The following is a 24,510-nucleotide window of genomic DNA, read 5'->3' as shown; positions in this document are numbered from 1 at the left end:
AGTTGCGCCGCGCTGGGGGTTGAGTTGCGCCCGGCTGGTCGCGGGCACAAGGAGGCGCGACTCATCGATGAGGGAGGCGCGACTCATCGGTGAGGGAGGCGCGACTCATCGGTGAGGGGGGCGCGACTCATTGGTGAGGGAGGCACGACGGACGGCGTCCGAGCGCGGCCCTCACATGCCGGCCGGGGAAACGGGTACGAACCGAGACGGACGGGACACGCCCGTCGAGGAGGAGACGCCATGTTCACCCGCCATCGAGACGGCACCGACGGGGACGCCGAGCACGACACCACGACCACGGACGGGACGACCACGGACCGGACCATCATCGGTGGCGAGGACCCGCCGCACCGGCAGACGGTGACCCGCGACGAGGTCGTCGACCGCGAAGCGGCACGCCAGCGGTTCGGCGGCACGAACACCGGCGCCGCCTTCTTCGGCTGGCTGGTCGCGGTCGGGATGACCATCCTCCTGAGCGCGATCGTCGGCGCCATCGCCGCGGCGGCGGGACGCGCCGCCGACGTCACCCAGGACGACGCCGAGCGGGCCGCGAACACCATCGGCTTCGCGGCCGCGATCGTGCTGGCCGCGCTGCTCGCGATCGCCTACTACGCCGGCGGGTACGTCGCCGGGCGGATGTCGCGCTTCGACGGCGGCAAGCAGGGCCTGGCCGTGTGGCTGATCGGGCTCGTGGTCACGATCGCCGCGGTCGCCATCGGCTGGGTCTTCGGCGACCAGTACAACGTCCTCGACCGGGTCGACCTCCCGAGCATCCCGATCCCGCGCGACCAGGCCAGCGTCGGCGGCATCCTCACCGGCATCGTGGTCCTCGCGCTGACCCTGATCACCGCGATGACCGGCGGCAAGGTCGGCGAGCGCTACCACCGCAAGGTCGACCGGGCGCACCAGCTGATCTGACTCCCGGCCTCCGCCGAGCAGCGGCCCGCCGCCACCGGACAGGCGGCGGGCCCTTGGCGTTCCCGGGCTTTACAAATCCGTAGGTCTTGTCAAACAAGTTTACAAAACCTATGGTCGTGTAAATCTCGAGGCGAGGAGACCCGATGAGCGACACCGCTCGGAACAGCACCGCCCCCGCGGGCTCGACCGAGGAGTGGAAGGACAAGAAGCGCTACCTCTGGCTGATCGGTCTGGTGGTGCCGTCGCTGGCCTTCGTCGCGCTCGGCATGCACCAGCTCACCGGGTGGACCGCCTGGTTCTGGATCGCCCCGGTGGTGATCCTGGTGATCGTCCCCGCGATCGACCTGGGCACCGGCCTCGACCGCACCAACCCGCCCGACGACGTCATCGACGCGCTCGAGAACGACAGGTACTACCGCTGGATCACCTATCTCTTCCTCCCCCTCCAGTACGCCGGCTTCGTGGTGGCCTTCTGGATGATCGGCACCGGCGACTTCGGCTGGTTAGCGAAGCTCGGGCTGGCCACCTCGATCGGCGCGATCGGCGGCATCGGCATCAACACGGCGCACGAGCTGGGGCACAAGCGCGAGAGCCACGAGCGGTGGTTGTCGAAGGTCGCGCTGGCTCCGGTCTTCTACGGGCACTTCTACATCGAGCACAACCGCGGGCACCACGTCCGCGTCGCGACCCCGGAGGACCCCGCCAGCGCCCGGGTCGGCGAGAACTTCTACCAGTTCTGGCCGCGCACGGTCATCGGCTCCCTGCGCAGCGCGTGGCGGATCGAGAAGCGACGCTACGCGCGGAAGAAGCAGCACCCGTTCCGGATCGGCAACGACGTGCTCAACGCGTGGCTGATGTCGGCGGTGCTGTGGGTCGGCCTGGTCGCCTGGCTGGGCGTCGGCATCGCGCCGTACCTCCTCGTGCAGGCGGTGGTCGGGTTCTCGCTGCTCGAGGTCGTGAACTACATGGAGCACTACGGGATGCTGCGGCGACGCGTCGGCGTCGGCGAGCGGCAGCGCTACGAGCGGGTCGACCCGTCGCACTCGTGGAACTCCAACAACATCGCGACCAACGTGCTCCTCTACCACCTGCAAAGGCACAGCGACCACCACGCGAACCCGACCCGGCGCTACCAGACGCTGCGCGACTTCGAGGAGAGCCCGGTGCTGCCGACGGGGTACGCCGGGATGATCGTGCTCGCGATCGTGCCGGCCGTGTGGCGGCGGGTGATGGACCCGCGGGTGCTGGCCCACTTCGACGGCGACATGAGCCGGGCCAACATCAGCCCGCGCAAGCGCGAGAAGGTGCTGGCGGCGTACCCGCCGCCGGTGCGCGAGGAGGTCGTGACCGGGGCCGACGCGACCGCCGGTGCGGCCGCGGAGGTGCTGGCCGCAGGCTGTCCGGGCTGCGGCTACACCTACGCGGTCGAGGCCGGGGACGAGCACGAGGGCTTCGCGGCCGGGACCGCCTGGGCCGACGTGCCCGACAACTGGTGCTGCCCCGACTGCGGCGTGCGGGAGAAGGTCGACTTCGTGCCACTCTCGTCCGCTCCCGCCTGACCGCTTTCTAGGATGGGGACGTGAGCACCCCACCCGCCGTCGGCCCCTCCCTGGTCGCGCCACTGCGCGCCCGGATCGTGGCCGAGGCGTCGGTGCTCACCGCCGAGTCCGGCTGGTCCGGGGTCACCATGGCCCGGCTGGCCGAGCGGGTCGGGGTCAGCCGGCAGACGGTCTACAACGAGATCGGCACCAAGTCGGCGCTCGCGGAGGCGATGATCCTGGCCGAGCTCGAGCGGTTCCTCGCCGTGGTCACGGAGGCGTTCGACGCGCACCCGGGGGACATGCGGGAGTCGATCCGGTCGGCGGTGCGGGCGGTGCTCGAGCTGGCCGAGGACAACCCGCTCCTGCACGCGGTGGTCTCCGCGACCCACGGCGCCGACACCGAGCTGCTGCCGCTCCTGACCACGCACGCGGACTCGCTTCTCACGGTCGCGAAGCTGGTGATCCGCGAGCGCCTCGAGCCCTACGAGCTCGGGCTCGACGAGCCGCACCTCGACGCCGCGATCGACATGGTCGTGCGGGTGGTGCTGAGCCATGTCATGCAGCCGTCGAACACCCCGGCCGCGACCGCGAACGACATCGCGTGGGTCGCGGCCCGGGTGCTCGCGCGCTGACGGGGGGAGTCGGCGATCAGCTCAGGGCCTTGGCCTTCAGCCGGTCGAACTCGTCCTGGGTGATCGCCCCGGACGAGAGGAGGTCGTGTGCCTTGGAGATCTGCTCGGCGGCACTGCCCCCGCCGCCGCCCTCGCCGGCGACCTGCTTGATGTAGGCGTCCTGGGCGGCACGCATCTGCTCGTACTCGGCCCGCTTGCGCTCGGTCATGCCGCCGCCGCGGGCGATCAGGTACACCAGCGCGGTCAGGAACGGGAAGAAGATCAGCACGATGATCCACACGGCCTTGATCCACCCGGACGTGCTCTCGTCGCGGAACAGGTCGCCGATGATCGCGAACATCACCATCAGGTAGGCGACGAACGCGAACGAGATGAGGATGAACCAGAAGATGTCCAGCCAGTCCATGCGGGTACCGATCCTCTCCGACCGGTAGGACCGGCCGAGGCTCCGGGCCGGAACTCCTCCGGCCGCCGGGCTCATGGAAACACCCGATCGCCGTCGTCGGCCTCCCCCGAGACAGGTGAGGAAGCAGCATCCCGGTCGTCCAGGAGCGAGCGTCGGCGAGCGCCTCGAGACCCCGCCATGTCGCACGGTCCGGCAGTGTGAGCCAGGCCACTCCCATATGCACTTGACCGGTAAAGTCAGAGCGCCTACTGTAGCGGTACAGAAACCACCGATGGAGGTACCCACCATGTTCACCACGTTCTCCGCCTCCGGGCCCTCCCGCACCCAGGTCGCCGACGGCCTCGTCGGCGCCCACGCGGGCGACCCGGTCGTCCCCCACGTCCCGGCCCGCACCCGCGCGCCGCGGACCCGCTCGGTGCTCGCCTCGGCACTGCACCGCGCAGGCAACGCCGTCGCTCCCGCCGAGCACTCCCCGGTCTCCTGAGCCCGACCGTGGCCCGGCCACCGGCCGGCTCCACCCCGGCGCCGAGCACGCACCACCACGAGAACGCCGCCCACGGGTCGGTCCTCCCACCACGGGGAGGGCCGACCCGTGTCATGCGGGGACACCACCTAGGCTGGCCAGCGTGGCCCGTGTGACCCTGCAGACCGTCGCCGACCGCGTGGGCGTCTCCCGGATGACCGTCTCCAACGCGTTCTCCCGGCCCGACCAGCTCTCCGAGGCGCTCCGCGAGAAGATCCTCGCGGCGGCCCGGGAGCTCGGGTACGTCGGCCCCGACCCCGCGGCACGCGCCCTTGCGCGGGGCAGCACCGGCGCGGTCGGCGTCCTGCTGACCTCGTCGCTGCGCTACGCCTTCACCGACGACGTGGCGATGGGCTTCCTCGGCGCCGCGACCGAGGAGCTGACGCCCACCGGGCTCGCGCTCACCCTGCTCCCCTCGACCAGCCGCGACCAGGTGGTCCCCGCCCGTGACGTCGCCCTCGACGGCGCCCTCGTCTACTCCTGCGACCCCGACACCACCGCGATCGACTGGCTCGAGCGCCGCGCGCTGCCGCTCGTGTACGTCGACCAGGAGCCGCGCGCGGGCATCGACGCGGTCAACGTGGCCGACCGGGAGGGCGCCCGGGCCGCTGCCCGGCACCTCGTCGACCTCGGCCACCGGCGGATCGCGGTGGTCACCGCCGGCCTGCACGGCGAGCCGGGCATCGTCCCTGCCCGGGAGGCGGTCGCCGATTCCGGCTCCTGGAAGTACGTCGGCCGCGAACGGCTGCTCGGCTACCTCGACGTCCTCGAGCCGCTGGGCATCGAGCCGGTCGTCTTCCGCCAGCTCGGCAACGACGACGAGGAGGCCCGGGCCGCCGCCCGCGCGCTGCTCGACCGCGAGGACCGGCCCACCGGCGTCCTCTGCTACTCCGACGTCCTCGCTCACGGTGTGGTCCGGGCCGCCGAGGACCTCGGGCTCATCGTGCCCGCCGACCTCTCCGTGGTCGGCTTCGACGACTCCCCGCTCGCGTCGCGGGTACGGCCGGCGCTGACCACGGTGCGGCAGGACGTGGCCGGCAAAGGCCGGGCCGCCGCCGCGGCGCTGGCCGCCGCCATCGAGGCCGCCCGCACCGGAGGCACCCGGCCCACCGAGCACGTCGTGCTCCCGACCGAGCTGGTGGTGCGCGACAGCACCGCCCCGGCCTGAGCCCGCTCGTCCCCACGCGCGCTGGTCCGGACCGGGCTAGGTTGTCCCGGTGAGTCCGGCGGTCACCTTCGGCAGCCCGACCGGCCGCGCGGTGATCGCTGCGGCCGTGCTCGGCTCCGGGATGGCCTTCCTCGACGGCAGCATCGTCAACGTCGCGCTGCGCACGATCGGCGAGGACCTCGACGCCTCGCTCGCCCAGCTGCAGTGGATCACCAACGGCTACCTGCTCTCCCTGGCCTCGCTGATCCTGCTCGGCGGCTCGCTGGGAGACCGCTTCGGCCGGCGCCGGGTGTTCGTGGTCGGCACGCTGGTCTTCGCCGGCGCGTCGCTGCTGTGCGGCCTGGCGCCGACCCCGGAGCTGCTGATCGTCGCCAGGATCGTCCAGGGCGTCGGCGGTGCGCTGCTCACCCCCGGCAGCCTGGCGATGATCCAGGGCACGTTCGTGCCGGACGACCGCGGCCGGGCGATCGGCAGCTGGTCCGGGCTCGGCGGCATCGCGGCCGCGATCGGGCCGTTCGTCGGCGGTGCCCTCATCGACTACGCGTCGTGGCGATGGATCTTCCTGATCAACATCCCGCTCGCGGCGGCCACGATCCTCATCGCGCAGCGGTACGTCCCCGAGACCTCGGACCCGTCGGCCTCCCGCCGGTTCGACGTCACCGGGGCGGCGCTCGGGTCGCTGGCGCTGGGCGGGTCGACGTACGCGCTGATCGAGTGGGGATCCCCGGTCGCCGCCCTAGCCGCGGTCCTCGGGATCGGGGCCGCGGTCGGCTTCCTCCTGGTCGAGAGCCGCAGCAGCCACCCGATGCTGCCGCTCGGGCTGTTCCGTGATCGGACTTTCAGCGCCGCCAACGCGATGACGTTCCTCGTGTACGCCGCGCTGGGCGCGGTCAGCTTCTTCGTCGTCCTCCAGCTGCAGGTCGTCGTCGGCTGGTCGGCCCTCGCGGCCGGGGTGGCGATGCTGCCGATCACGCTCTGCCTGCTCTTTCTCGCCAGCCGGTTCGGTGCGCTGGGCACCCGGATCGGCCCGCGCATCCCGATGACGGTCGGGCCGCTGGCAATGTCCGCCGGCACCTTCCTGCTGGTCGGCATCGACGCCGGCATGCGCTACGTCACCGACGCGCTGCCCGGGCTCGTGGTGTTCGGCCTCGGCCTGGCGGTGATGGTCGCGCCGCTGACCGCGACCGTGCTCGCGGCGGCACCGGGGCACCGGGCCGGGATCGCCAGCGGCGTCAACAACGCCGTGGCCCGCTCGGGTTCGCTGCTGGCGGTGGCCGCGCTGCCGGCGGCGGTCGGCCTCACCGGCGCGGAGTACGCCGACCCCGCCCTGTTCGAGGTCGGCTACCGGAAGGCGATGGTCGCCTGTGCGCTGCTGCTCGCCCTCGGGGGTGCGGTGTCGTGGGCGTTGATCCGCAACCCGTTCAAGGTTCCCGCGCCGCAGTGACCGCGCGACCCGGCTGGGGGGCGGGGATCTACCATGGCCGCGGGGGGAGGGAGCGCCATGGGCATCGGGGCACTCGGGACGCCGGCACGCGGACCCGCGGGCAGGCGACCGCGGCGTGCGCTGGTCGCCGCCGGGGCGCTGGTCCCGCTCCTGCTGCTCGCCGCCTGCGGTGACGGCGCCGGTGCCGAGCCGGACGCCGACCCGTCCTCTCCGGCCACCGCCTCCCGGTCGGGCGACCCGCAGCCCGGCGCCACCGTCGCCGACCCCGACCACGCGGTCGACCCACCGGGCAAGCTCGACGGCCGTCTCTACCCGGCCGACATGCTGGTCTCCAGCCGGCGTCCGCTCTCGGACGACGTGGTCCAGCGGATCCGCGGACTGCGCGGCGTGGCCGCGGTCGAGCGGCTCGACGTCGCCCAGGTGAGCGTGGAGAACCGCGCGCTGACGGTGGCCGCGGTCGACCCCGCGTCGTACCGCCGCTTCAACGTGGCGGCCACGGCGCAGCACGAGGACATCTGGGCACGCGTCGCCGGCGGCGAGCTCTCGATCCCCCAGAAGCTCGGCCGGCGGCTCCAGCAGAAGGGCGCCTACGTCCAGCTCGGCAACGACAAGACGGCACCGAAGGTGCACATCGGCTCGTACGCCGAGCAGGTGCCCGGCATCGACGTCGTGGTCAACAAGCGGTGGGGCGAGGACCTCGGCATGGTCGAGGGCAACGGGCTGCTGGTCTCCACCGGCATCCGCAGCCCGCAGTCGGTGCGCGGCCGGGTGCAGGAGATCATCGGGGGCGAGCCGTCCATCCAGCTGCTCGACGCGGTCACCCGCTACGGCCTCGACCCGGACGCCGCGCAGACCGCGATCCCGACGGGCGGTTCGGTGGCCCGCGCGATCGGGTCCTTCTCCTACCGGCTGGCCGGCGGCAACCGGATCTCCCCCGACCCCTCGTGGGTGGCCGCCAACATCCGCACCGAGCAGGTGCCGATCCTCGGTGCGGTCACCTGCCACAAGGTGATGCTGCCGCAGCTGCGGGCGGCGCTGACCGACGTCGTCGACGCCGGCCTCGCCGACCGGATCCACCCGGGCGAGTTCGCCGGCTGCTACTACCCGCGCTTCATCGCCGGCACCACCTCGCTGTCCAACCATGCCTTCGGCATCGCCCTCGACCTCAACGTGCCCGGCAACCAGCGCGGCACGGTCGGCGAGATGGACCGCACCGTGGTCGCGATCTTCAAGCGCTGGGGCTTCGCGTGGGGCGGCGACTGGCGGTGGACCGACCCGATGCACTTCGAGATGAACGCGCTGGTCGAGGTCGGCTGACCGGAGCGGTCGGACACGATCCGGACCCTCGCTGGGCACCGTGCCCGGGCGCAAGGCAGGATCGACGCCGTGGCATACATGGTCAAGCCCCGGGACCTCGCACCCGCGGTCACGAGCCCCGTCCCGGTCGACACCACCCTGCCCCGCGCCTGCGTCATCGGCGCCGGCTCCTCTGGCCTGGCCGCGGCCAAGGCGCTCTACCTCGCCGGGGTGCCCTTCGACTGCTTCGAGCAGGGCCCGGTGGTGGGCGGCAACTGGGTCTACGAGAACCCCAACGGGCAGTCCGCCTGCTACGAGACGCTCGAGATCAACACCTCGTGCCCGCGGATGGCCTTCTCCGACTTCCCGATGCCGGAGGACTACCCCGACTACGCGATGCACCACCAGGTGCGCGACTACTTCGAGGCGTACGTCGACCACTTCGGGTTCCGGGACACGATCACGTTCAACACGAAGGTCGAGGCGGTGACCCGGTCCGCGACCGGCACCTGGATCGTGCGGACCTCCGGCCCGGCCGGCCTCGTGGTCCGCGAGTACGACGCCGTGCTGGTCGCCAACGGCCACCACTGGGACGCGCGCTGGCCGGAGCCGGCGTACCCGGGCGAGTTCGGGGGCGAGCAGATGCACGCCCACGACTACCGCTCCGCCGACGACCTGCGCGGCCGGCACGTGGTCGTGGTCGGCATGGGCAACTCGGCGCTGGACATCTCGGTCGAGGCGGCGCGTGTCGCGCGGTCGTCGACGATCTCGGTGCGCCGCGGCCAGTGGGTGCTGCAGAAGCACCTGTTGGGCCGGCCGTCCGACCAGGTCGGACTGCCCAGCTGGATGCCGTGGTGGGTGATCCGGGCCAAGTTCGAGCTCGGCGCGTTCCTGTCCGGTGACGTCTCGAAGCACGGGGTGCCGAAGCCCGACCACCGGCCCGGGCAGTCGCACCCGGTGCAGTCGGTGCGGTTCCGGGACCTGGTCAAGGAAGGCAAGATCACACCGCGCCCGGCGATCGACCGGCTCGACCGCCGTACCGTCCACTTCGCCGACGGCACCGAGTCCCCGGCCGACCTGATCGTGTGGGCGACCGGCTACCGCGTGACCTTCCCGTTCCTCGACCGGGCGCTGGTCGACCCGCAGGACAACGACCTGCCGCTGTGGAAGCGGATGGTGCACCCGGACCTGCCCGGGCTCTGGTTCATCGGGCTGGCGCAGCCGGTGGGGGCGGTGATGCCGATCGCCGAGGCGCAGTCGCAGTGGGCAGCCGAGATCCTCACCGGCCGCTATGCCCTCCCCGACCAGGCCGAGGTCCGCTCCCGGACGCGGGCCGACCACCAGCGCAACAAGCGGCGGTTCTACGAGTCCGAGCGGCACACCATGGAGGTCGACTTCGACCGCTACCTCTGGGACCTGGGGCGGGAGCGCAAGCGCGGCGCCCGCCGGGCCCAGGAGCGGCGCACCGCGGCGCCGGCCGCCGGAGCCCTCCGGTGACCGGCCGACCGGGCGCCCTGGTCACCGGGGCCGGCCAGGGCCTCGGCCGCGAGATCGCCGACCGGCTGGCCCGGCGCGGCTACACCGTGCACGTCACCGACGTGGACGCCGCCCTGGCGTCCCGGGCCGCGGAGGAGATCGGCTCGGACGCCTTCGCCTCCGCGCTCGACGTACGCGACCAGGACGCCTGCCGGGAGGCCGCGCGGCTGACCCAGGAGTGGGCCGGCTCGCTCGACCTGTGGGTGAACAACGCGGGCGTGCTGTTCACCGGCCCGGTCTGGGAGACCACAGACGAGCAGCGGCGATTGATGTTCGACGTGAACGCGCTCGGCACCCTGCACGGCACCATGGCCGCGCTCGACCTCATGCGCCCGGCCGGCCGCGGCCACGTGCTCAACATCGTCTCGCTCGCCGGCCTGGCGCCGGTCCCGGGCGAGGCGGTGTACGCCGCCAGCAAGCACGCGGTCATGGGCCTGTCCCTGTCGACCCTGGCCGACCTGCGCGTCGCCGGCCTCGACGACATCCACATCAGCTGCGTCTGCCCCGACGGCATGTGGACCCCGATGCTGCACGACAAGCTCGACGACCCGGGTGCCGCGATGTCCTTCTCCGGCAAGCTGCTCCAGCCCTCTGAGGTGGCCGACCTGGTCGAGCAGGTGGTGGAGCGGCCACGCCCGGCGGTGGCGCTCCCGCGGTGGCGCGGTGCGCAGGCCCGGCTCTTCGACCTGACCCCGGGGCTGGCGATGCGCGGGGCTCCGCTCGTCGCTCGCGTGGCCCGCCGGCAGCAGCGCTCCACCGCCCGGAGGCTGCGCGGCTGATCCCGTTGAGTTGCGCCCCGCTGGGCCTTCAGTCGCGCCTCGCTGGGCCGTGAGTGGCGCCTCGCTTGGGATCGAATAGCGCCTCGCTGGGACACGGGCAGGGAGGCGCGACTCGACGGGCAGGGAGGCGCGACTCGACGGGCAGGGAGGCGCGACTCGACGGGGTGGCTAGGGTCGCGGACATGCGCGCAGCCCAGGTGACCCGCCTCGACGGCCCCTCCGCGATCGAGGTCCGCGACGTCCCGGAGCCGGAGCCCGGACCGTACGACGTGCTGGTCGACGTGCACCGGGTCGGCGTCTCGTTCCCGGACCTCCTGCTGAGCAGGGGCGAGTACCAGCTCAAGCCGGACCTGCCGTTCACGCTCGGCGTCGACCTCGCCGGCACCGTCGTCGCGGACGCGCACGGCTTCACGGCCGGTCAGCGAGTGGCCGGCGTGCTCGCCCACGGCGCCGCCGCCGAGCGGGTGGCGGTGCCCGCGGCGTTCACGTTCCCTCTCCCGGACGACCTGTCGTACGACGAGGGCGCGGCGCTGCCGATGAACTACCTGACCGCGCAGTTCGCTCTGGTGGAGCGCGGCGGGCTCCGCGACGGCGAGACCGTGCTGGTGCACGGCGCGGCCGGCGGCGTCGGCACCGCCACCCTGCAGGTCGCCCGTGGGCTCGGCGCCCGCACCATCGGCGTGGTCTCCACCGAGGAGAAGGCGGCGTTCGCCCGGCAGGCGGGGGCCGACGACGTGGTCCTGCTCGACGGGTTCAAGGACGCCGTCGGCGGGCTGACCGGCGGCCGCGGGGTCGACGTCGTCGTGGACGTCGTCGGCGGCGACGCGTTCACCGACTCGCTGCGCTGCCTGGCCGGCGGCGGGCGGCTGCTGGTGGTCGGCTTCGCCGGCGGCCAGGGCATCCCCGAGGTCAAGGTCAACCGGCTGCTGCTCAACAACATCGACGTGCGCGGCGTCGGTTGGGGGGCCTGGGCGATGACCCGCCCCACGTACATGCGCGAGCAGTGGAAGGCGCTCGGCCCGCTGTTCGCCTCCGGTGCGATCCGCCCGCCGATCGGCGCGACGTACGACCTCGCCGGGATCGGGCAGGCCCTGGCCGACATGGACGCCCGGCGAACGCTGGGCAAGACGGTGCTGCGTGTGCGCTGAGTCTCAGCGCGGACGGCCCGAAAACCCGGGGGTCCCGTCCGTCCCGCTCGTACCCTTGGCCCCGTGAGGTCTCGGGGATCACGACGCCGCTGGGCGCTGCTGGCCTGCTCGGCCGTGATCGCCGTGCCCGCCCTGGTCGGCTGCAGCGGCTCGGACGACGGAGGCGGCGACCGTGAGCGGGCCGCCGGCACCGACTGGACCCCGGCGCCCGCGACGGTGGGCGGGCTCGCGGTCCTGGCCCAGAGCGACGCCGACGGGTTCCGGCTGCACACCGCCTCCGGCGACAAGACCTTCCTGCCCGGGGTGAACCTCGGCAGCACGACCCCGCTGCACCAGCCCGGCGAGATCAACACCATCACGGCCGACCACTACCGCCGCTGGCTGGACGAGATGGGCGGCCTCGGGATCCGGGTGGTGCGTGTCTACACCCTGCACCCGCCCGCCTTCTACGACGAGCTTGCCCGCTACAACGAGGCACACCCCGAGGCGCCGCTCTACCTCGTCCAGGGCGCCTACCTCCCGAACGAGGAGTACGTCGAGCCCGGCCGCAGCCTCTACGACCGCGACATCGACGAGGCGTTCGCCGGCGAGATCGCCAACGTCTCCGGGGCCGTGCACGGCGACCTGGAACGCAGGCCCACCCCCGGCCAGGCCAGCGGCAGCTACACCAGCGACGTGTCGCGATGGCTGCTGTCCTGGATCGTCGGCGTCGAGTGGGACCCGTGGGGCGTGGTGCGGACCGACCGGGCCGAGGCCGACCGCCCCTACGCGCCCGGCCGCTACTTCGCCGCCACCGACGGAGCCAGCGCCACCGAGCGCTGGATCGCCGGCCACATGGACGACCTGGCCGCGCTGGAGGCCGAGCGCGGCACGTCCGCCCCGATCGCGCTGACCAACTGGCCGACCGCCGACCCGCTCGAGCACCCCGAGGAGCCGCTGGCCGAGGAGGACCTGGCCGGGGTCGACGCCACCCACGTCCTGCCCACCCACGCCTGGCCCGGGGGCACCTTCGCCAGCTTCCACGCCTACCCCTACTACCCGGACTTCCAGCGCTACGAGCCCGGGCTCCAGGACGAGGAGTGGAAGGGTCGGAAGGACCCGTACGCCGGCTACCTGATGGCGCTGAAGGAGCACGTCGCCGACCACATGCCGCTGCTGGTGACCGAGTTCGGGGTGCCGTCGTCGCTCGGGTCCGCCCACGTCGGCACCAACGGTCGCGACCAGGGCGCGCACTCCGAGCAGGAGGCGATGGCCATGGACGCGGACATGATGCGGATGATGGAGGACAAGGGCATCAGCGGCGCCTTCGTCTTCGCCTGGACGGACGAGTGGTTCAAGCGCACCTGGAACACCATGGAGCACCAGGACGCCGAGCGCCGTCAGCTCTGGCACGACCCGCTGACGAACGAGCAGTGGTTCGGGCTGGTCGCGACCGACCCCGGACCGATCGCGGACGCCCCGGTGGAGACGTCGCCGGCGTCCGGCCCTTACGAGTACCTCTACAGCTGGGCGGACGCGTCGTACGTCCACGTCGAGGCGACCTTCCGCGACGCGCTCCCGGACACCCTGCGGATCGACGCCGACGTCCTGCCGGGCCCGGAGAAGGCCGACTACCGGGTCACCGTCGACCGGACCACGGACGGCGGCACGGGAACGGCGACCCTCGAGGTGCGCAAGGACCTCGACCCCCTCCGCCTCGACACCACGGTGCGTCCCTACCACCCGGACGCGACCAAGGACTGGCACCTCTACCGGCTGATCACGAACCGCCGACACCTCCAGGGCGGCCGGACCCTCCCGGCGGAGTACCAGGACGTCGGCGACCTGGTCCGCGGCCCGTGGGACCCGAAGTCCGGCGCCTACGACTCGATGGCGACCTGGCAGGTGGACGAGCAACGGAAGGTGATCCGGCTGCGGGTGCCGTGGTCGATGCTCGGGTTCGCCGACCCGTCCAGCCACGTCGCGCTCGGCGAGGGGGAGCCCGCCGCGCGCGTGCGGGTGGCCGGCATCCACCTCGCCTTCGACGCCGACGGTGCCGCCGATAGCCTCGACGTCCGCTGGCCGGACTGGAACAGCACCGGCTACCGCGAGCGAGAGAAGTCCGGGATCGGCGTGCTCGCCGAGGCGTACCGCGACCTCGCCCCCTGACCCGGAGGTTGCTAGCGTCCTCCGCGTGAGCATCCTGGACGACGCCCGTGAGGGCATGAACCCCGACATCCGCCCGCAGGACGACCTGTTCGGCCACGTCAACGGCCGCTGGCTCGACACGGCGGAGATCCCCAGCGACCGCTCGAGCTGGGGGCCGTTCGTGCAGCTCGCGGACACCGCCGAGGAGCAGGTGCGCGCCATCATCGAGGAGCTCGCAGCCGAGCAGCCCCCGGTCGACACGGAGGCCGGCAAGATCGCGGCGCTCTACTCCTCCTTCATGGACGAGGAGCGGGTCAACGCGCTCGGCATCCGCCCGGTCCAGCCGGTGATCAACGCCCTCGAGGGGCTGCGCGACATCCGCGACCTCGCTGCGTTCCTCGCCGAGGTGGAGCGGGTCGGCGGCTACGGGCTGTTCGGCTCCTACGTCAGCACCGACGACCGGCAGTCGGACCGCTACCTGTTCCACCTGGTCCAGGGCGGGCTCGGCCTGCCCGACGAGTCCTACTACCGCGAGGACAAGTTCGCCGAGATCCGCGAGAAGTACGTCGCCTACCTCGTCGCCCTGCTCCGCCTGGCCGGCCGCGACGACGCGGAGACCGCGGCGGAGAAGGTGCTCGCGATGGACACCCGGCTGGCCGAGGGCCACTGGGAACGCGCCGAGACCCGTGACGTCCAGAAGACCTACAACCTGATGACCGCCGACGAGCTGCGCGCGCTCGCGCCGGAGTTCGACTGGAGCGCCTACGTCCGCAACCTCGGCGGCTCCGAGGAGTCGATCGCCGAGGTCTGCGTGCGGCAGCCGTCGTACTTCGCGCACCTCTCGACGGTGCTCACCGAGTTCGACATCGAGGACTGGAAGCAGTGGCTGCTGACGCGCGTGCTGCGCTCGTCCGCGCCGTACCTCACCGACGAGTTCGTCGAGACCAACTTCGACTTCTACGGTCGCACCCTCAACGGCACCCCGGAGCTGCGGGCGCGCTGGAAGCGGGGCGTGGCGCTGGTCGAGGGCGCGATCGGCGAGGCGGTCGGCCGGGAGTACGTCGCGCGGCACTTCCCGCCGACCTCCAAGGCGATGATGGACGAGCTGGTGGGCAACCTGCTCGCGGCGTACCGCCACTCGATCACCCACCTCGAATGGATGACCGAGGAGACCAAGCAGCGGGCGTTCGAGAAGCTCGACAAGTTCCGGCCCAAGATCGGCTACCCGGAGAAGTTCCGCGACTACTCGACCCTGACCGTCACCCCGGGCGACCTGATCGGCAACGTGGCCGCGGCGTCGGCGTTCGAGACCGACCGGCAGCTGGCGAAGCTCGGCTCGCCGGTCGACCGTGACGAGTGGTTCATGCTGCCGCAGACGGTCAACGCCTACTACAACCCGGGCACCAACGAGATCTGCTTCCCGGCCGGCATCCTGCAGAAGCCGTTCTTCAGCCCCGAGGGCGACGCGGCCGAGAACTACGGCGGCATCGGCGCGGTGATCGGCCACGAGATCGGCCACGGCTTCGACGACCAGGGCGCGCAGTACGACGGCGAGGGCAACCTGCACGACTGGTGGACGCCGGACGACAAGGCCGCGTTCGAGGTGAAGCACAACGCGCTGGTCAAGCAGTACGACGCCTTCGAGCCGCGCAACCTCCCCGGCGAGCACGTCAACGGCGCGCTGACCGTCGGCGAGAACATCGGCGACCTCGGCGGCCTGACCATCGGCCACAAGGCCTACCTCATCTCGCTCGGCGAGGAGCCCGCCCCGACCGTCGAGGACGTGACCGGCTCGCAACGCCTGTTCATGAACTGGGCGTACTGCTGGCGGACCAAGCGCCGCACGGAGCAGGAGCAGCAGTACCTCACGATCGACCCGCACAGCCCGCCGGAGTTCCGCGCCAACATCGTGCGCAACCTCGACGAGTTCCACGAGGCGTTCGGCACCGCCGAGGGCGACGGGCTCTGGCTGGACCCGGACGAGCGCGTCCGGATCTGGTGACCCGGGCGGCTCACCGCCAGGCGACGTACCCGGTCCGGTTCGACTGGGGACCGACCGGCGCCGACGCGATCGCGGACGGCGCGGCGTACGCCGTGGTGGTCGACGTGCTGTCGTTCACGACCACGGTGACGGTCGCGGTGGAGCGCGGGATCGCGGTGCACCCGTTCGCCTGGAAGGACGAGCGGGCCGGCGCGTACGCCGCGTCCCTCGACGCCGCGCTCGCGATCGGGCGGCACCAGGCCCGTCGTGCCGGTGGGGGCATCAGCCTGTCGCCGGCGTCGGTGGCCACGGCGACCGGTGTCGAGCGGCTGGTGCTGCCGAGCCCCAACGGCTCCACGATCGCGGCCCGGCTCGCGGACTCCGGGGCGACCGTGGTGGCCGCCGGTCTGCGCAACCGCCGGGCGGTCGCCGAGCACCTGGCGGACCGGCTCGGCGGCGGCGGCCTCGCGGTCGTGGCCGGTGGCGAGCGGTGGCCCGACGGCTCGTTGCGGCCGGCGGTCGAGGACCTGTGGGGTGCGGGCGCGGTGCTCGCCGCGCTCGCGGACCTCGGTGTCGGCGGGTTCAGCGCGGAGGCGGAGCTCGCGGCGGCCGCGTTCCGCGCCGTGGAGCCGGAGGTGGCTGCGGCCCTGCGCGCGTGCGCGTCGGGCCGCGAGCTGGTCGACGGCGGGTTCCCGCAGGACGTCGCCGTCGCCGGCGAGATCGACGCCTCCCGCGTGGTGCCGGTGCTGGCCGACGGTGCGTTCACGGACGCAGCCCGCTGAGCGCCGTACGACGGGTGGCCGCGGCCCGCGACCTCCCGCCGTACCAGGACGTGCTCAGGCGTAGCGCTGGAAGCTGACCAGGTAGTCGTCGACCCAGCCGCCCAGCGTGCTGTTCGCGCCGTCGTCGTGCAGGTTCACGTAGACCCGGACGGTGTGCCGGCCGGGCCCGACCTTGGCGCAGAACTGGCCGGAGTTGAGGTTCCAGCTCGGCTCGCCGGTGAACGCCAGCACGTCGCCCGCGGCGGTGAACGGGTTGATGTTGACGCCGTCCAGCTTGACCTCGAGGCCCATCCAGTCGGTGGCGGTGCCGCCGGTGATCTGGGTCTCGCCGGACACCGTGACCAGCACCGTGTCCTTGCCGCTGGTGGGGCCGGTGACGGTGAGGGACCCTCCCGGGAGGGCCCGGTCCTCGTCGGGGGTCGCGGTCTCGGAGAACGTGAACGGGCTGTTCACGATGCGGGACTTCATGCTCAGGTGCCTGCCGCCGTCGCAGGCGATCACCGACGGGGACGCGGCACGGGCGGCCGCGGTGCTGCGGCCCTGTGCGTTCTTCTGGTCGCCGGACGCGTTCGCGCCGCCCGCAGCGGCGTACGCGGTGCCGGAGACGGCGAGCACGAGAGCGCCGGTGGCGATGAGCTTCTTCTTCATGGTGGACCCTCCAGGGTGCGTGGGCCGCAGGTCGGCCCGCTGCCCGCCTAGGAGGGGGCCTCCGCGATGCCGATACCCCGGTCCGGACCGGTGCCGCCGGGCGGTCGCCGACCGGACGTCGTACCGAGGCGCGCGGGGTCTGGTCGCGGGATCCCCAGCGGGGGTACGCTGAGGCACGGTTGATGCGCATCACGAAACGAGTCGCACTATGCGCAACAAGAATGCGGCGCTCCTGATCCCGCTGGTCGAGCACGCGCGCTACGAGGTGCTGCCCACGCCGTCGGCGGAGGACGCGGTGCTCGAACATCTCCCCCGGGAGCGGGTGGTCACCGTCACCGCCTCGCCCGGCAAGGGGCTGGGCGCCACCCTCGACCTGGCCGAGCGCCTGGCCGGCCACGGGTACGTCGCCGTGCCCCACCTGGCGGCCCGGATGATCCACGGCCGCACCGAGCTGGCCGAGATCTGCGACCGGCTGACGTCGAAGGGGATCACCCGCGTCTTCGTGCCGGGCGGGGACGCGGAGCAGGAGGACACCTACGCCGACGCCCTGTCCCTGCTCGAGGACCTCACCGCGCTCGGCCGCCCGTTCCAGCACGTCGGCATCACCGGCTACCCCGAGTCGCACCCCACCATCAACGACGACCTGACCGTGCAGTCGATGTGGGACAAGCGCAAGTACGCCACCCACATCGTCAGCAACCTGACGTTCGACCCCGGCACCATCAAGGCGTGGGTACGTCGCCTGCGCGAGCGCGGCATCACCATGCCGCTGCTGCTCGGCATCCCCGGCCCGGTCGACCGCACCAAGCTGATGGCGATGGCGACCCGGATCGGCGTCGGCGAGTCCACCCGCTTCCTGGTCAAGCACAAGGGCACGCTCGCCCGGCTGGCCGCCCCCGGCGGCTTCACCGGCGAGAAGTTCCTCGAGCAGTGCGCCCCGACCGTCGCGATGCCCGGCTCCCTCGTCGAGGGGCTGCACGTCTTCACCTTCAACCAGATCGCGCAGACCGAGGCCTGGCGCGCCGACCTGCTGCGGCGGCTCCAGGGCTAGCCTGCGGAATCCTGGCGCCCATGCCCGGCGCATCAGTGAAGGATCTCCGGCACCTGGTGCCGGAGATCCTTCACCAACCACCGGAGCGACCAGTCGGGTGATCCGGACAGGGCGACGACGTCGTCAACCACCGGCTCGCGAGGCCCTGAGGGAAGCTGGCAGGTCGATGGCGAGGTGGCGGTAGCCGAACATCAGCTCGTCGACCACTTCGAGGTGGTCCTGCCACACGCCGTCCTCCGACGGCCGGGCCACCTTGGCCAGCCGCACGGAGGACATCGTCCACTCCACCGCCGGGCTGCCGTCCTCCGAACGCAGGTCGAGCAGGATGTCGCGGTGGTCGGCCGGTCCGGCGGCCTGCCATGCCCGGAGGGTCCCGGCGTCCACGGCTCCGCGCCGCAGCGACAGCACCTGGATCCCGGCCTCGAGGTGGGTCAGCCTGCTGAACCCTCCCCAGAAGTCGCCGGGAGGATCGAGGAACGCGACCCGGAACCGGAACCGTTCGTACGGACTGATCCGCGGCTCCGTCATTGCCCCTCCCTGGCAGGCCAGGCGCCCGAGCCGCGGTTTCCCTGGCCACCGTGTCACAACCGGAGCATCCGCTTCGCACTGGTGCAGACGGCCGCGCGGTGCCGACCCGACGTTCGTCCGGCAGCAAGCACCGCAAATTCCGTTGCCACGCCACGTCCCCAGTCCTAGCGTGACCACCCGGACCGGCGAGCAGAGGGGACCTGCTGCGTGACCACCGAGCTGTACGCGCTGTGCATCGACGCCGCCGACCCCGAGGGCCTCGCCCGCTTCTGGAGCGCGGTGCTCGGTCGTGAGATCGCCGACGACGGCACCACGCTGCTGCCGCCCGACGACGTCGCGTTCCGGATCCGGTTCGCGCCGACCGACGCGCCGAAGACGGTCCCGAACCAGATGCATTTCGACCTGACCAGTGCCACCCTCGACGAGCAGCAGGCGACGGTGGACCGGGCGCTGGCCCTGGGCGGACGCCACCTCGACGTGGGGCAGCTCCCCGAGGAGGAGCACGTGGTGCTCGCGGACCCCGAGGGCAACGAGTTCTGCGTGATCGAGCCGGGCAACGGCTTCCTCGCCGGGACCGGGCTCATCGGGGCGCTGTCCAGCGACGGTTCGCAGTCGTGCGGCTACTTCTGGAGCCGGGCGCTGGACTGGCCACTGGTGTGGGACCAGGACGAGGAGACCGCGATCCAGTCGCCTGCCGGTGGCACCAAGATCAGCTGGGGCGGCCCGCCGCTCGCACCGAAGGCCGGCAAGTACCGCCTGCACCTCGACCTCGTGCCGTCCGCCGGCAGCGACCAGGCGTCCGAGGTCGACCGCCTGGTCGGGCTCGGCGCGACGCGGGTCGACATCGGCCAGGGCGAGGTCGACCGGGTGGTGCTGGCCGACCCGGACGGCCACGAGTTCTGCGTGCTGTCCGCGCGGTAGCCGCTCAGCCGACCAGCGGCACGAGAGCGCGCTCCAGGCCGGCGTCGCCGGTCGCCACGACCGTGAGCGGCAGGCCCAGCCGGGCGGCGGCCTCGTCGGCCAGGGCGCGCAGCTCGTCGTCGGGCTCCTGGGCCAGCCACACCACCCGCGTGTAGTGGGCGAAGTAGGCCTCGCGCAGCTCCGGCCACCGGTCGAGGCCGAGCTCGCGGAGCACGGTGCGCGCGAACGAGCGCACCAGGAAGTCGGTGAGCACGTAGGTCCCGGGCTGCTCGTCGAAGAACCTCTCCAGCCGCTCCGCGCCGGCGTACACGTCGTAGCAGTGCAGGCCCTCGAGCCGGGCCAGCCCGAGCTCACGGCACACGTCGTCGACCGCGCCGTACGTGCCGCAGTCGGCGTACCCGACGGCGACGCGGCGGTACGACGGCAGGAGGGCCTCGGCCGTGCGGCGCACCTCGCCGGCGATCCGGTCGGGGCGGTTGTGCAGGAGCGGCGGGAGCGGGTGCACGTCGAGCGGCCACCCCCGCCGCTCGGCGATCGCGGCCGCGGGCTGGGCGAGCGCGCCGCAGGCGATCAGGGCGGTGCGGTGGTTTCGAGACGAGCGCTGCGCGCCCTCCTCAACCACCGTTGGCGCCGTGGAAGGCGAGCTGGTCGACGAAGCGGTCGTTGAAGTCGGCACGGTCGGAGAGCTCGACATAGGTCACCTCCTCGGTCAGCGCGGTGGCGCCGGCCCGCTCGCGCAGCGAGAGCAGCGCCATCTTGGCGCCCTCGCCGGCGACGTTGCCGGCCGAGACGATGCGCAGCACCGGCAGCGTCGGGACCAGGCCGATCCGGACGGCGGAGGCCGGCGAGAGGTAGCTGCCGAACGAGCCGGCCATCAGCACCTGCTGGACGTCGCGCGGCTCGAGGCCGAGCTCCTCCAGCAGCAGTGACCAGCCGGTGGAGATCGCCGCCTTGGCGAACTGCAGCTCGCGCACGTCGCGCTGCGAGAGCACCACGCAGTCCGCCGGGTCGGCCCCGGGGTGCGGGCGGTGCAGGACGAAGACCCGCTCGTCGCCGATGCGGGTGAGCCGGTCGGCCAGCGCCGGCGCGACGGAGGGGGCGTCCTCGTCGGGGACGAACCGGCCGGAGCCGTCGAGCAGCCCGACCTTGACCAGCTCGGCGACCGCGTCGACCAGGCCGGACCCGCACAGCCCCTTGGGGTCGATGTCGCCGATCACGCCGAGCTCGACGTCCTCGCCGAGCTTGACCACCTCGATCGCGCCCTCGGCGGCCCGCATGCCGCAGCGGATCGCGCCGCCCTCGAAGGCGGGTCCGGCCGGTGCGGCGGTGGAGACGATCCGGTCGCCGTTGCTGAGCACGATCTCGCAGTTGGTGCCGACGTCGATCATCAGCCGGGTCCGTTTGTCGCGGTCCATCCCGGTGGCCAGCATCCCGGCCACGATGTCGCCGCCGACGTAGGCCCCGAGGGCGGGGAAGATCGCGGCCCGGGCGCGCGGGTGCAGGGCCAGCCCGAGGTCGGCGGCGAGCACGGTCGGCGGGTGCGCGGTCGACATCACGAACGGCGCGACGCCGAGCGGCTCGGGGTCCACACCGAGCACGAGCGCGGTCATCGTCGCGTTGCCGGCCAGCGCCACCTCGTAGACGTGTGCGGGGTCGACCTCGCCCTCCGCGCAGACCTGCGCGGCCAGCGTGGCGAGGGTCTGGGCCGCCGCCTGCTGCAGCCGGTGCAGCGCGTCGGGGTCCAGCATGGTCGCGCTGATGCGGGTGATCACGTCGCCGCCGAACGGCTGCTGCCGGTTGAGCATGGACGCGACCGCGACCGGCGTGCCGGTCGAGACGTCGAGCAGGGTGGCCACGACCGTGGTGGTCCCGAGGTCGAAGGCGATGGCGTACTGCGCGCCGGTGGTGTCGCCGGGCTCGACGTCGACCAGCGACTCGTCGACGACGACGGCGGTCACCTTGAAGTCGGCCTCGCGCAGCACCCGCGGCAGTCGCCGCAGCACGTGCAGGTCGGGGGTCGGCTCCAGGTCGTCGACCGCGTCGAGCAGCCGGACCAGGTCGGGCCGCTGGTCTGCGAGCGTCGGCTCGTCGAGCTCGACGTAGCGCTTCTGGATCGCGGGCCGCAGGATCACCTGGCGGCCGACGCCGACGGTCGCGGCCTTGGGGCGGGTGGTGAGCGGGGGTACGTCGACGGCGAGGTCGCGGGTCGCGTTGACCAGGCAGGCCAGCCGCCAGCCCGCATCGAGCTGGTCGCGGGTGAACGTCTTGACGTCGTGCCGCGTGATCGCGCCCGCGGAGTCGAGCCGGACCTTGCACTTGTGGCACGTGCCGTGGCCGCCGCAGGTCGAGTCGATCGCGATGCCGTTCCACGACGCCGAGTCGAAGACCGTCACACCGGGCGGGACCCGGACCTCGCGGCGTACGACCCGCTCCGGGTCGGGGTCGAGCACGGTGAACGACAGCGAGACCCGGCCGGTGCCGTCGTGCGGTGTCGGCTCGGCCCCCGGCGTCGGCAGCAGCCCCTCACGCCGTACGGCGTCGAGGTCGACGTCGGGGACGCCGTCCGTCATGCGCAGCCCCCCGGGATGGTCATGCCGTCGCGGTCGCCTTCGCTCGGTGCGCCGCGATCCAGGACATGCCCCATTCGTCGTGGTCGAGGAACACGTCGGCGGCCTTGACCGCCTCGACGATCTGCGGCGTGCGGGTGTCCATGATCGCGCTGGTGAGGCCCGCCGTCATCGCCATCGGCAGCCAGGCCGCGCCGAGCGTGTGCCGGTCGGGCATGCCGAAGGAGGTGTTGGAGGCGCCGCAGGTCATGTTGACGCCGTGCTCGTCGCGGATCCGGCGCATGGTCTCGAACGTGACCAGCGAGGTGGTCGTGTCGGCACCGATCGGCATCGCGAGCGGGTCGATGACGATGTCGGCCCGCGCGATGCCGTACTCCTCGGTGGCGACCCGGATGATCTTCGCGGTCAGGTCGAGGCGCTTGTCCGCCTCCATCGGGATCTCGTCGTGGTCGTTGGGGAGCGCGATGATCGCGGCGTCGTGCTTCTTGACCAGGGGCAGGATCGCGGCCAGCCGGTCGTCCTCGGCGGTGACCGAGTTGACCAGCGCGCGCCCGCGGTACGCCGAGAGGCCGGCCTCCAGCGCCTCGACCACCGACGAGTCGATGCAGATCGGCAGGTCGGTGAGCTCCTGCACCATCGTGATCGCCCTCGCGAGCAGGTCGGGCTCGTCGGTCAGCGGGACGCCCATGTTGACGTCGAGCACGTCGGCGCCGCCCTCGACCTGGGCGTGCACGTCGCGCTCGATCGCCGACATGTCCCCGGCCCGCAGCTGATCCTGGAAGATCCGGCGCCCGGTCGGGTTGATCCGCTCACCGATCAGGCAGAAGCGCTGGTCGTGCCCGAGCACGACCTCGCGGGTGGCGGAGCGGAGGACGGTGTGCAGCGGCTCGCCGCTGTAGGACCCCGTCATTCGGGGCCCCCGTTCGAAGCGGAGCGCAGCGAGCATTCGAATGGGGTGATCATGCCGGCACCTTCGCGCGGCGCTCGTCGAGCAGCGCCTTGGCGCGCTTGACCGTGGCGGAGGCGTCCGCGGCGTAGCCGTCGGCCCCGACCGCGTCGGCGTACTCCTGGGTGACCGGGGCTCCGCCGACCATCACCACGACGGAGTCGCGCAGGCCGGCCTTCTCGAGGGCGTTCATGTTGGCCTTGAACATCGGCATGGTCGTGGTGAGGAACGCCGAGAAGCCGACGATGTCGGGCTGGTGCTTCTCGATCTCGGCGACGAACTTCTCGGGAGCCACCTGGACTCCGAGGTCGATCACCTCGAAGCCGGCGCCCTCGAGCATGATGTTGACGAGGTTCTTGCCGATGTCGTGGACGTCGCCCTTGACCGTGCCCATCAGGAACTTCCCGACGGTCGCGACGCCGGTCTCGGCGAGCAGCGGCCGCAGTCGCTCCATGGCGCCGGCCATCGCGCGGCCCGCGATCAGCATCTCGGGCACGAAGAAGTCGCCGCGCTCGAACCGGGCCCCGACCTCCTCGAGCGAGGGGATCAGCGCGTCGAAGAGCAGGGTCTGCGGCTCCATCGCCTGCGCAAGGCCCTCCTCGGTGAGCTCGAGCACCCGTGGGCCGTTGCCGACCAGGGTCTCGTCGTACAGACCCTGCAGGATCTCGTCGGGGGTCATGCCACTCCCTCCTTGGGTGTGCGGCCGAGCAGCGTGGACAGCTGCACGGAACGTTCCAGCAGGTGGCGGCCGACGTCGTCGAGCCGCCCCTCCAACCGTGGGGTGGGGCCGGAGACCCCGAGCGCGGCGACCACGTCGCCGTGCGGTCCCGAGACGGGTACGGCGACCCCGGACAGGCCGACCTCGAGCTCGTCGACGGTGACCGCCCACCCGCGCCGTCGGGCGTGCTCGCAGTCGGTCCGCAGCGCCTGGGGGTCGGTGATTGTGGCCTCGGTGAGTGCCGCCAGCGGGCGCACGGGGAGCGCGAGCACGCCCCAGGCGAGCAGCACCTTGCCCAGCGCCGAGCAGTGGGTCGGGACCTCGACCTCGGTCCAGTCGCGGGTGCCGAGGAGGTACGTCGAGTCGACCTGAGCGACCTGGACCGCGCGGTCGCCGCGGGCCACGCTCAGGTGCACGCTCTCGTGGGTGTCCTCGCCGATCGCGTCCATCGTGGGGCGGGCCAGCCGGACCAGCTCCTCCCACGGGTCGTGCCGGGCGGCGTACAGCCAGAACAGGGAGCCGGCGACGTACGACCCGGCGGCGTCGCGCTCGAGCAGCCCGGAGCGCTCGAGCGCGGTCAGCATGCGCGAGGTCGTGGACTTGGCCAGCCCGCAGGCGTCCTGGAGGTCGGCGAAGGTCATCGGCTCGTCGGCGCGCACCACCGTGGACACCAGGTCGGCCGCGCGGTCGACGGCCCGGGTGCCGGGGGCGGTGGCGGTCTCGCTCACGTCGGGGGACGCTCCTCGATCTGGGGGGTTCACGTTGGTTCCATGATGTGGAACTCTGGTTCCACATCATGAGGCTAAGAGCCGTACCGCGCCCGGGTCAAGGACCAACCGCGACCCGGCCC

The 24,510-nt window shown here is 72.5% G+C and carries 23 protein-coding genes; 15 read left to right on the top strand and 8 right to left on the bottom strand.

The genetic code is table 11. The annotated features are described in order from the left end of the window. Positions 1-240 precede the first annotated feature (240 nt). The 3 genes from EKO23_RS02490 to EKO23_RS02480 all read left to right on the top strand — a co-directional run bounded on the left by EKO23_RS02490 (position 241) and on the right by EKO23_RS02480 (position 3,091). Positions 241-918, top strand: a complete 678-nt coding sequence (locus EKO23_RS02490; RefSeq protein WP_134713714.1) for a hypothetical protein — start codon at positions 241-243, stop codon at positions 916-918. Between the two features lie 143 nt (positions 919-1,061). After that, positions 1,062-2,477, top strand: coding sequence for a fatty acid desaturase (locus tag EKO23_RS02485; protein WP_134713712.1), 1,416 nt, complete (start codon positions 1,062-1,064; stop codon positions 2,475-2,477). 20 nt (positions 2,478-2,497) lie between these two features. Further along, a complete protein-coding gene (locus EKO23_RS02480; RefSeq protein WP_246050859.1) occupies positions 2,498-3,091 on the top strand; it encodes a TetR/AcrR family transcriptional regulator in 594 nt (197 codons plus the stop codon). Positions 3,092-3,107: 16 nt separating this feature from the next. Here the strand turns inward: EKO23_RS02480 and EKO23_RS02475 are convergent, their stop codons facing one another. Continuing rightward, positions 3,108-3,497 carry an SHOCT domain-containing protein gene (locus EKO23_RS02475; protein ID WP_134713710.1) on the bottom strand — a complete coding sequence of 130 codons (390 nt, stop codon included), beginning with the start codon at positions 3,495-3,497 and terminating at the stop codon, positions 3,108-3,110. 271 nt (positions 3,498-3,768) lie between these two features. Here EKO23_RS02475 and EKO23_RS02470 point away from each other — a divergent pair, with 271 nt between their 5' ends. The 10 genes from EKO23_RS02470 (at position 3,769) to EKO23_RS02425 (ending at position 16,281) form a co-directional block, all read left to right on the top strand. Then, positions 3,769-3,981: a hypothetical protein gene (locus tag EKO23_RS02470; protein WP_167880289.1), complete on the top strand. Its 213-nt coding sequence runs from the start codon at positions 3,769-3,771 to the stop codon at positions 3,979-3,981. Between the two features lie 142 nt (positions 3,982-4,123). Then, positions 4,124-5,188: a LacI family DNA-binding transcriptional regulator gene (locus EKO23_RS02465; RefSeq protein WP_134713708.1), complete on the top strand. Its 1,065-nt coding sequence runs from the start codon at positions 4,124-4,126 to the stop codon at positions 5,186-5,188. 49 nt (positions 5,189-5,237) lie between these two features. After that, positions 5,238-6,632, top strand: coding sequence for an MFS transporter (locus EKO23_RS02460; protein ID WP_246050858.1), 1,395 nt, complete (start codon positions 5,238-5,240; stop codon positions 6,630-6,632). 33 nt (positions 6,633-6,665) lie between these two features. After that, positions 6,666-7,949, top strand: a complete 1,284-nt coding sequence (locus EKO23_RS02455; RefSeq protein WP_246050857.1) for a M15 family metallopeptidase — start codon at positions 6,666-6,668, stop codon at positions 7,947-7,949. 78 nt (positions 7,950-8,027) lie between these two features. Next, positions 8,028-9,425, top strand: coding sequence for a flavin-containing monooxygenase (locus tag EKO23_RS02450; RefSeq protein WP_246050862.1), 1,398 nt, complete (start codon positions 8,028-8,030; stop codon positions 9,423-9,425). Continuing rightward, a complete protein-coding gene (locus EKO23_RS02445) occupies positions 9,422-10,243 on the top strand; it encodes an SDR family oxidoreductase (protein ID WP_134713704.1) in 822 nt (273 codons plus the stop codon). Before EKO23_RS02450 ends, EKO23_RS02445 begins: the two co-directional genes overlap by 4 nt. 182 nt (positions 10,244-10,425) lie before the next feature. Further along, positions 10,426-11,391: an NADPH:quinone oxidoreductase family protein gene (locus EKO23_RS02440; RefSeq protein ID WP_134713702.1), complete on the top strand. Its 966-nt coding sequence runs from the start codon at positions 10,426-10,428 to the stop codon at positions 11,389-11,391. Between the two features lie 63 nt (positions 11,392-11,454). After that, a complete protein-coding gene (locus tag EKO23_RS26380) occupies positions 11,455-13,539 on the top strand; it encodes a hypothetical protein (RefSeq protein WP_134713700.1) in 2,085 nt (694 codons plus the stop codon). Between the two features lie 25 nt (positions 13,540-13,564). Further along, positions 13,565-15,520 (top strand): M13 family metallopeptidase, encoded by a 1,956-nt coding sequence (locus EKO23_RS02430; protein ID WP_134713698.1) that lies wholly within the window; start codon positions 13,565-13,567, stop codon positions 15,518-15,520. Next, complete coding sequence (locus tag EKO23_RS02425) at positions 15,517-16,281, top strand: 2-phosphosulfolactate phosphatase (RefSeq protein WP_134713696.1); 765 nt, start codon at positions 15,517-15,519, stop codon at positions 16,279-16,281. Before EKO23_RS02430 ends, EKO23_RS02425 begins: the two co-directional genes overlap by 4 nt. 54 nt (positions 16,282-16,335) lie before the next feature. On the opposite strand, the gene EKO23_RS02420 is transcribed toward EKO23_RS02425, so the two are convergent. Then, a complete protein-coding gene (locus EKO23_RS02420; protein ID WP_134713694.1) occupies positions 16,336-16,929 on the bottom strand; it encodes a hypothetical protein in 594 nt (197 codons plus the stop codon). Positions 16,930-17,137: 208 nt separating this feature from the next. Here EKO23_RS02420 and EKO23_RS02415 point away from each other — a divergent pair, with 208 nt between their 5' ends. After that, entirely contained in the window at positions 17,138-17,980 is an 843-nt protein-coding gene (locus tag EKO23_RS02415; protein WP_134713692.1) for a methylenetetrahydrofolate reductase, read from the top strand. A 123-nt stretch (positions 17,981-18,103) separates the two neighbouring features. On the opposite strand, the gene EKO23_RS02410 is transcribed toward EKO23_RS02415, so the two are convergent. Next, positions 18,104-18,508, bottom strand: coding sequence for a hypothetical protein (locus EKO23_RS02410; RefSeq protein WP_134713690.1), 405 nt, complete (start codon positions 18,506-18,508; stop codon positions 18,104-18,106). Between the two features lie 207 nt (positions 18,509-18,715). Between EKO23_RS02410 and EKO23_RS02405 the strand changes: the two genes are divergently transcribed. Continuing rightward, positions 18,716-19,429 (top strand): VOC family protein, encoded by a 714-nt coding sequence (locus EKO23_RS02405; protein WP_134713688.1) that lies wholly within the window; start codon positions 18,716-18,718, stop codon positions 19,427-19,429. Between the two features lie 4 nt (positions 19,430-19,433). Here EKO23_RS02405 and EKO23_RS02400 read toward each other — a convergent pair whose 3' ends face one another. Genes EKO23_RS02400 through EKO23_RS02380 form a run of 5 tightly spaced genes read right to left on the bottom strand, consistent with a single transcriptional unit; the run spans position 19,434 to position 24,388 of the window. Further along, positions 19,434-20,051, bottom strand: coding sequence for a DUF1638 domain-containing protein (locus EKO23_RS02400; RefSeq protein WP_217702411.1), 618 nt, complete (start codon positions 20,049-20,051; stop codon positions 19,434-19,436). Next, complete coding sequence (locus EKO23_RS02395; protein ID WP_134713684.1) at positions 20,044-21,999, bottom strand: ASKHA domain-containing protein; 1,956 nt, start codon at positions 21,997-21,999, stop codon at positions 20,044-20,046. Before EKO23_RS02395 ends, EKO23_RS02400 begins: the two co-directional genes overlap by 8 nt. Positions 22,000-22,018: 19 nt before the next feature. After that, the gene (locus tag EKO23_RS02390) at positions 22,019-22,906 is read right to left on the bottom strand and encodes a dihydropteroate synthase (protein ID WP_134713682.1); all 888 of its coding nucleotides are present in this window, start codon (positions 22,904-22,906) and stop codon (positions 22,019-22,021) included. A gap of 49 nt (positions 22,907-22,955) precedes the next feature. Further along, positions 22,956-23,621, bottom strand: a complete 666-nt coding sequence (locus EKO23_RS02385) for a corrinoid protein (RefSeq protein WP_134713680.1) — start codon at positions 23,619-23,621, stop codon at positions 22,956-22,958. Further along, complete coding sequence (locus EKO23_RS02380; RefSeq protein ID WP_167880288.1) at positions 23,618-24,388, bottom strand: IclR family transcriptional regulator; 771 nt, start codon at positions 24,386-24,388, stop codon at positions 23,618-23,620. Before EKO23_RS02380 ends, EKO23_RS02385 begins: the two co-directional genes overlap by 4 nt. Positions 24,389-24,510: the final 122 nt, after the last annotated feature.

This window comes from Nocardioides guangzhouensis, assembly GCF_004519545.1.
Classification (GTDB): Bacteria; Actinomycetota; Actinomycetes; order Propionibacteriales; family Nocardioidaceae; genus Nocardioides; species Nocardioides guangzhouensis.
This window is presented reverse-complemented; position numbering and strand designations above follow the sequence as displayed.

Excerpts from the sequence above, each read along its gene's own strand:
- EKO23_RS02490 (WP_134713714.1), top strand. The coding sequence starts at position 241 with ATGTTCACCCGCCATCGAGACGGCACCGACGGGGACGCCGAGCACGAC.
- EKO23_RS02485 (WP_134713712.1), top strand. The coding sequence starts at position 1,062 with ATGAGCGACACCGCTCGGAACAGCACCGCCCCCGCGGGCTCGACCGAG.
- EKO23_RS02475 (WP_134713710.1), bottom strand. The coding sequence starts at position 3,497 with ATGGACTGGCTGGACATCTTCTGGTTCATCCTCATCTCGTTCGCGTTC.
- EKO23_RS02470 (WP_167880289.1), top strand. The coding sequence starts at position 3,769 with ATGGAGGTACCCACCATGTTCACCACGTTCTCCGCCTCCGGGCCCTCC.
- EKO23_RS02455 (WP_246050857.1), top strand. The coding sequence starts at position 6,666 with ATGGCCGCGGGGGGAGGGAGCGCCATGGGCATCGGGGCACTCGGGACG.
- EKO23_RS02450 (WP_246050862.1), top strand. The coding sequence starts at position 8,028 with ATGGTCAAGCCCCGGGACCTCGCACCCGCGGTCACGAGCCCCGTCCCG.
- EKO23_RS02440 (WP_134713702.1), top strand. The coding sequence starts at position 10,426 with ATGCGCGCAGCCCAGGTGACCCGCCTCGACGGCCCCTCCGCGATCGAG.
- EKO23_RS02420 (WP_134713694.1), bottom strand. The coding sequence starts at position 16,929 with ATGAAGAAGAAGCTCATCGCCACCGGCGCTCTCGTGCTCGCCGTCTCC.
- EKO23_RS02415 (WP_134713692.1), top strand. The coding sequence starts at position 17,138 with ATGCGCAACAAGAATGCGGCGCTCCTGATCCCGCTGGTCGAGCACGCG.
- EKO23_RS02410 (WP_134713690.1), bottom strand. The coding sequence starts at position 18,508 with ATGACGGAGCCGCGGATCAGTCCGTACGAACGGTTCCGGTTCCGGGTC.
- EKO23_RS02395 (WP_134713684.1), bottom strand. The coding sequence starts at position 21,999 with ATGACGGACGGCGTCCCCGACGTCGACCTCGACGCCGTACGGCGTGAG.
- EKO23_RS02390 (WP_134713682.1), bottom strand. The coding sequence starts at position 22,906 with ATGACGGGGTCCTACAGCGGCGAGCCGCTGCACACCGTCCTCCGCTCC.
- EKO23_RS02385 (WP_134713680.1), bottom strand. The coding sequence starts at position 23,621 with ATGACCCCCGACGAGATCCTGCAGGGTCTGTACGACGAGACCCTGGTC.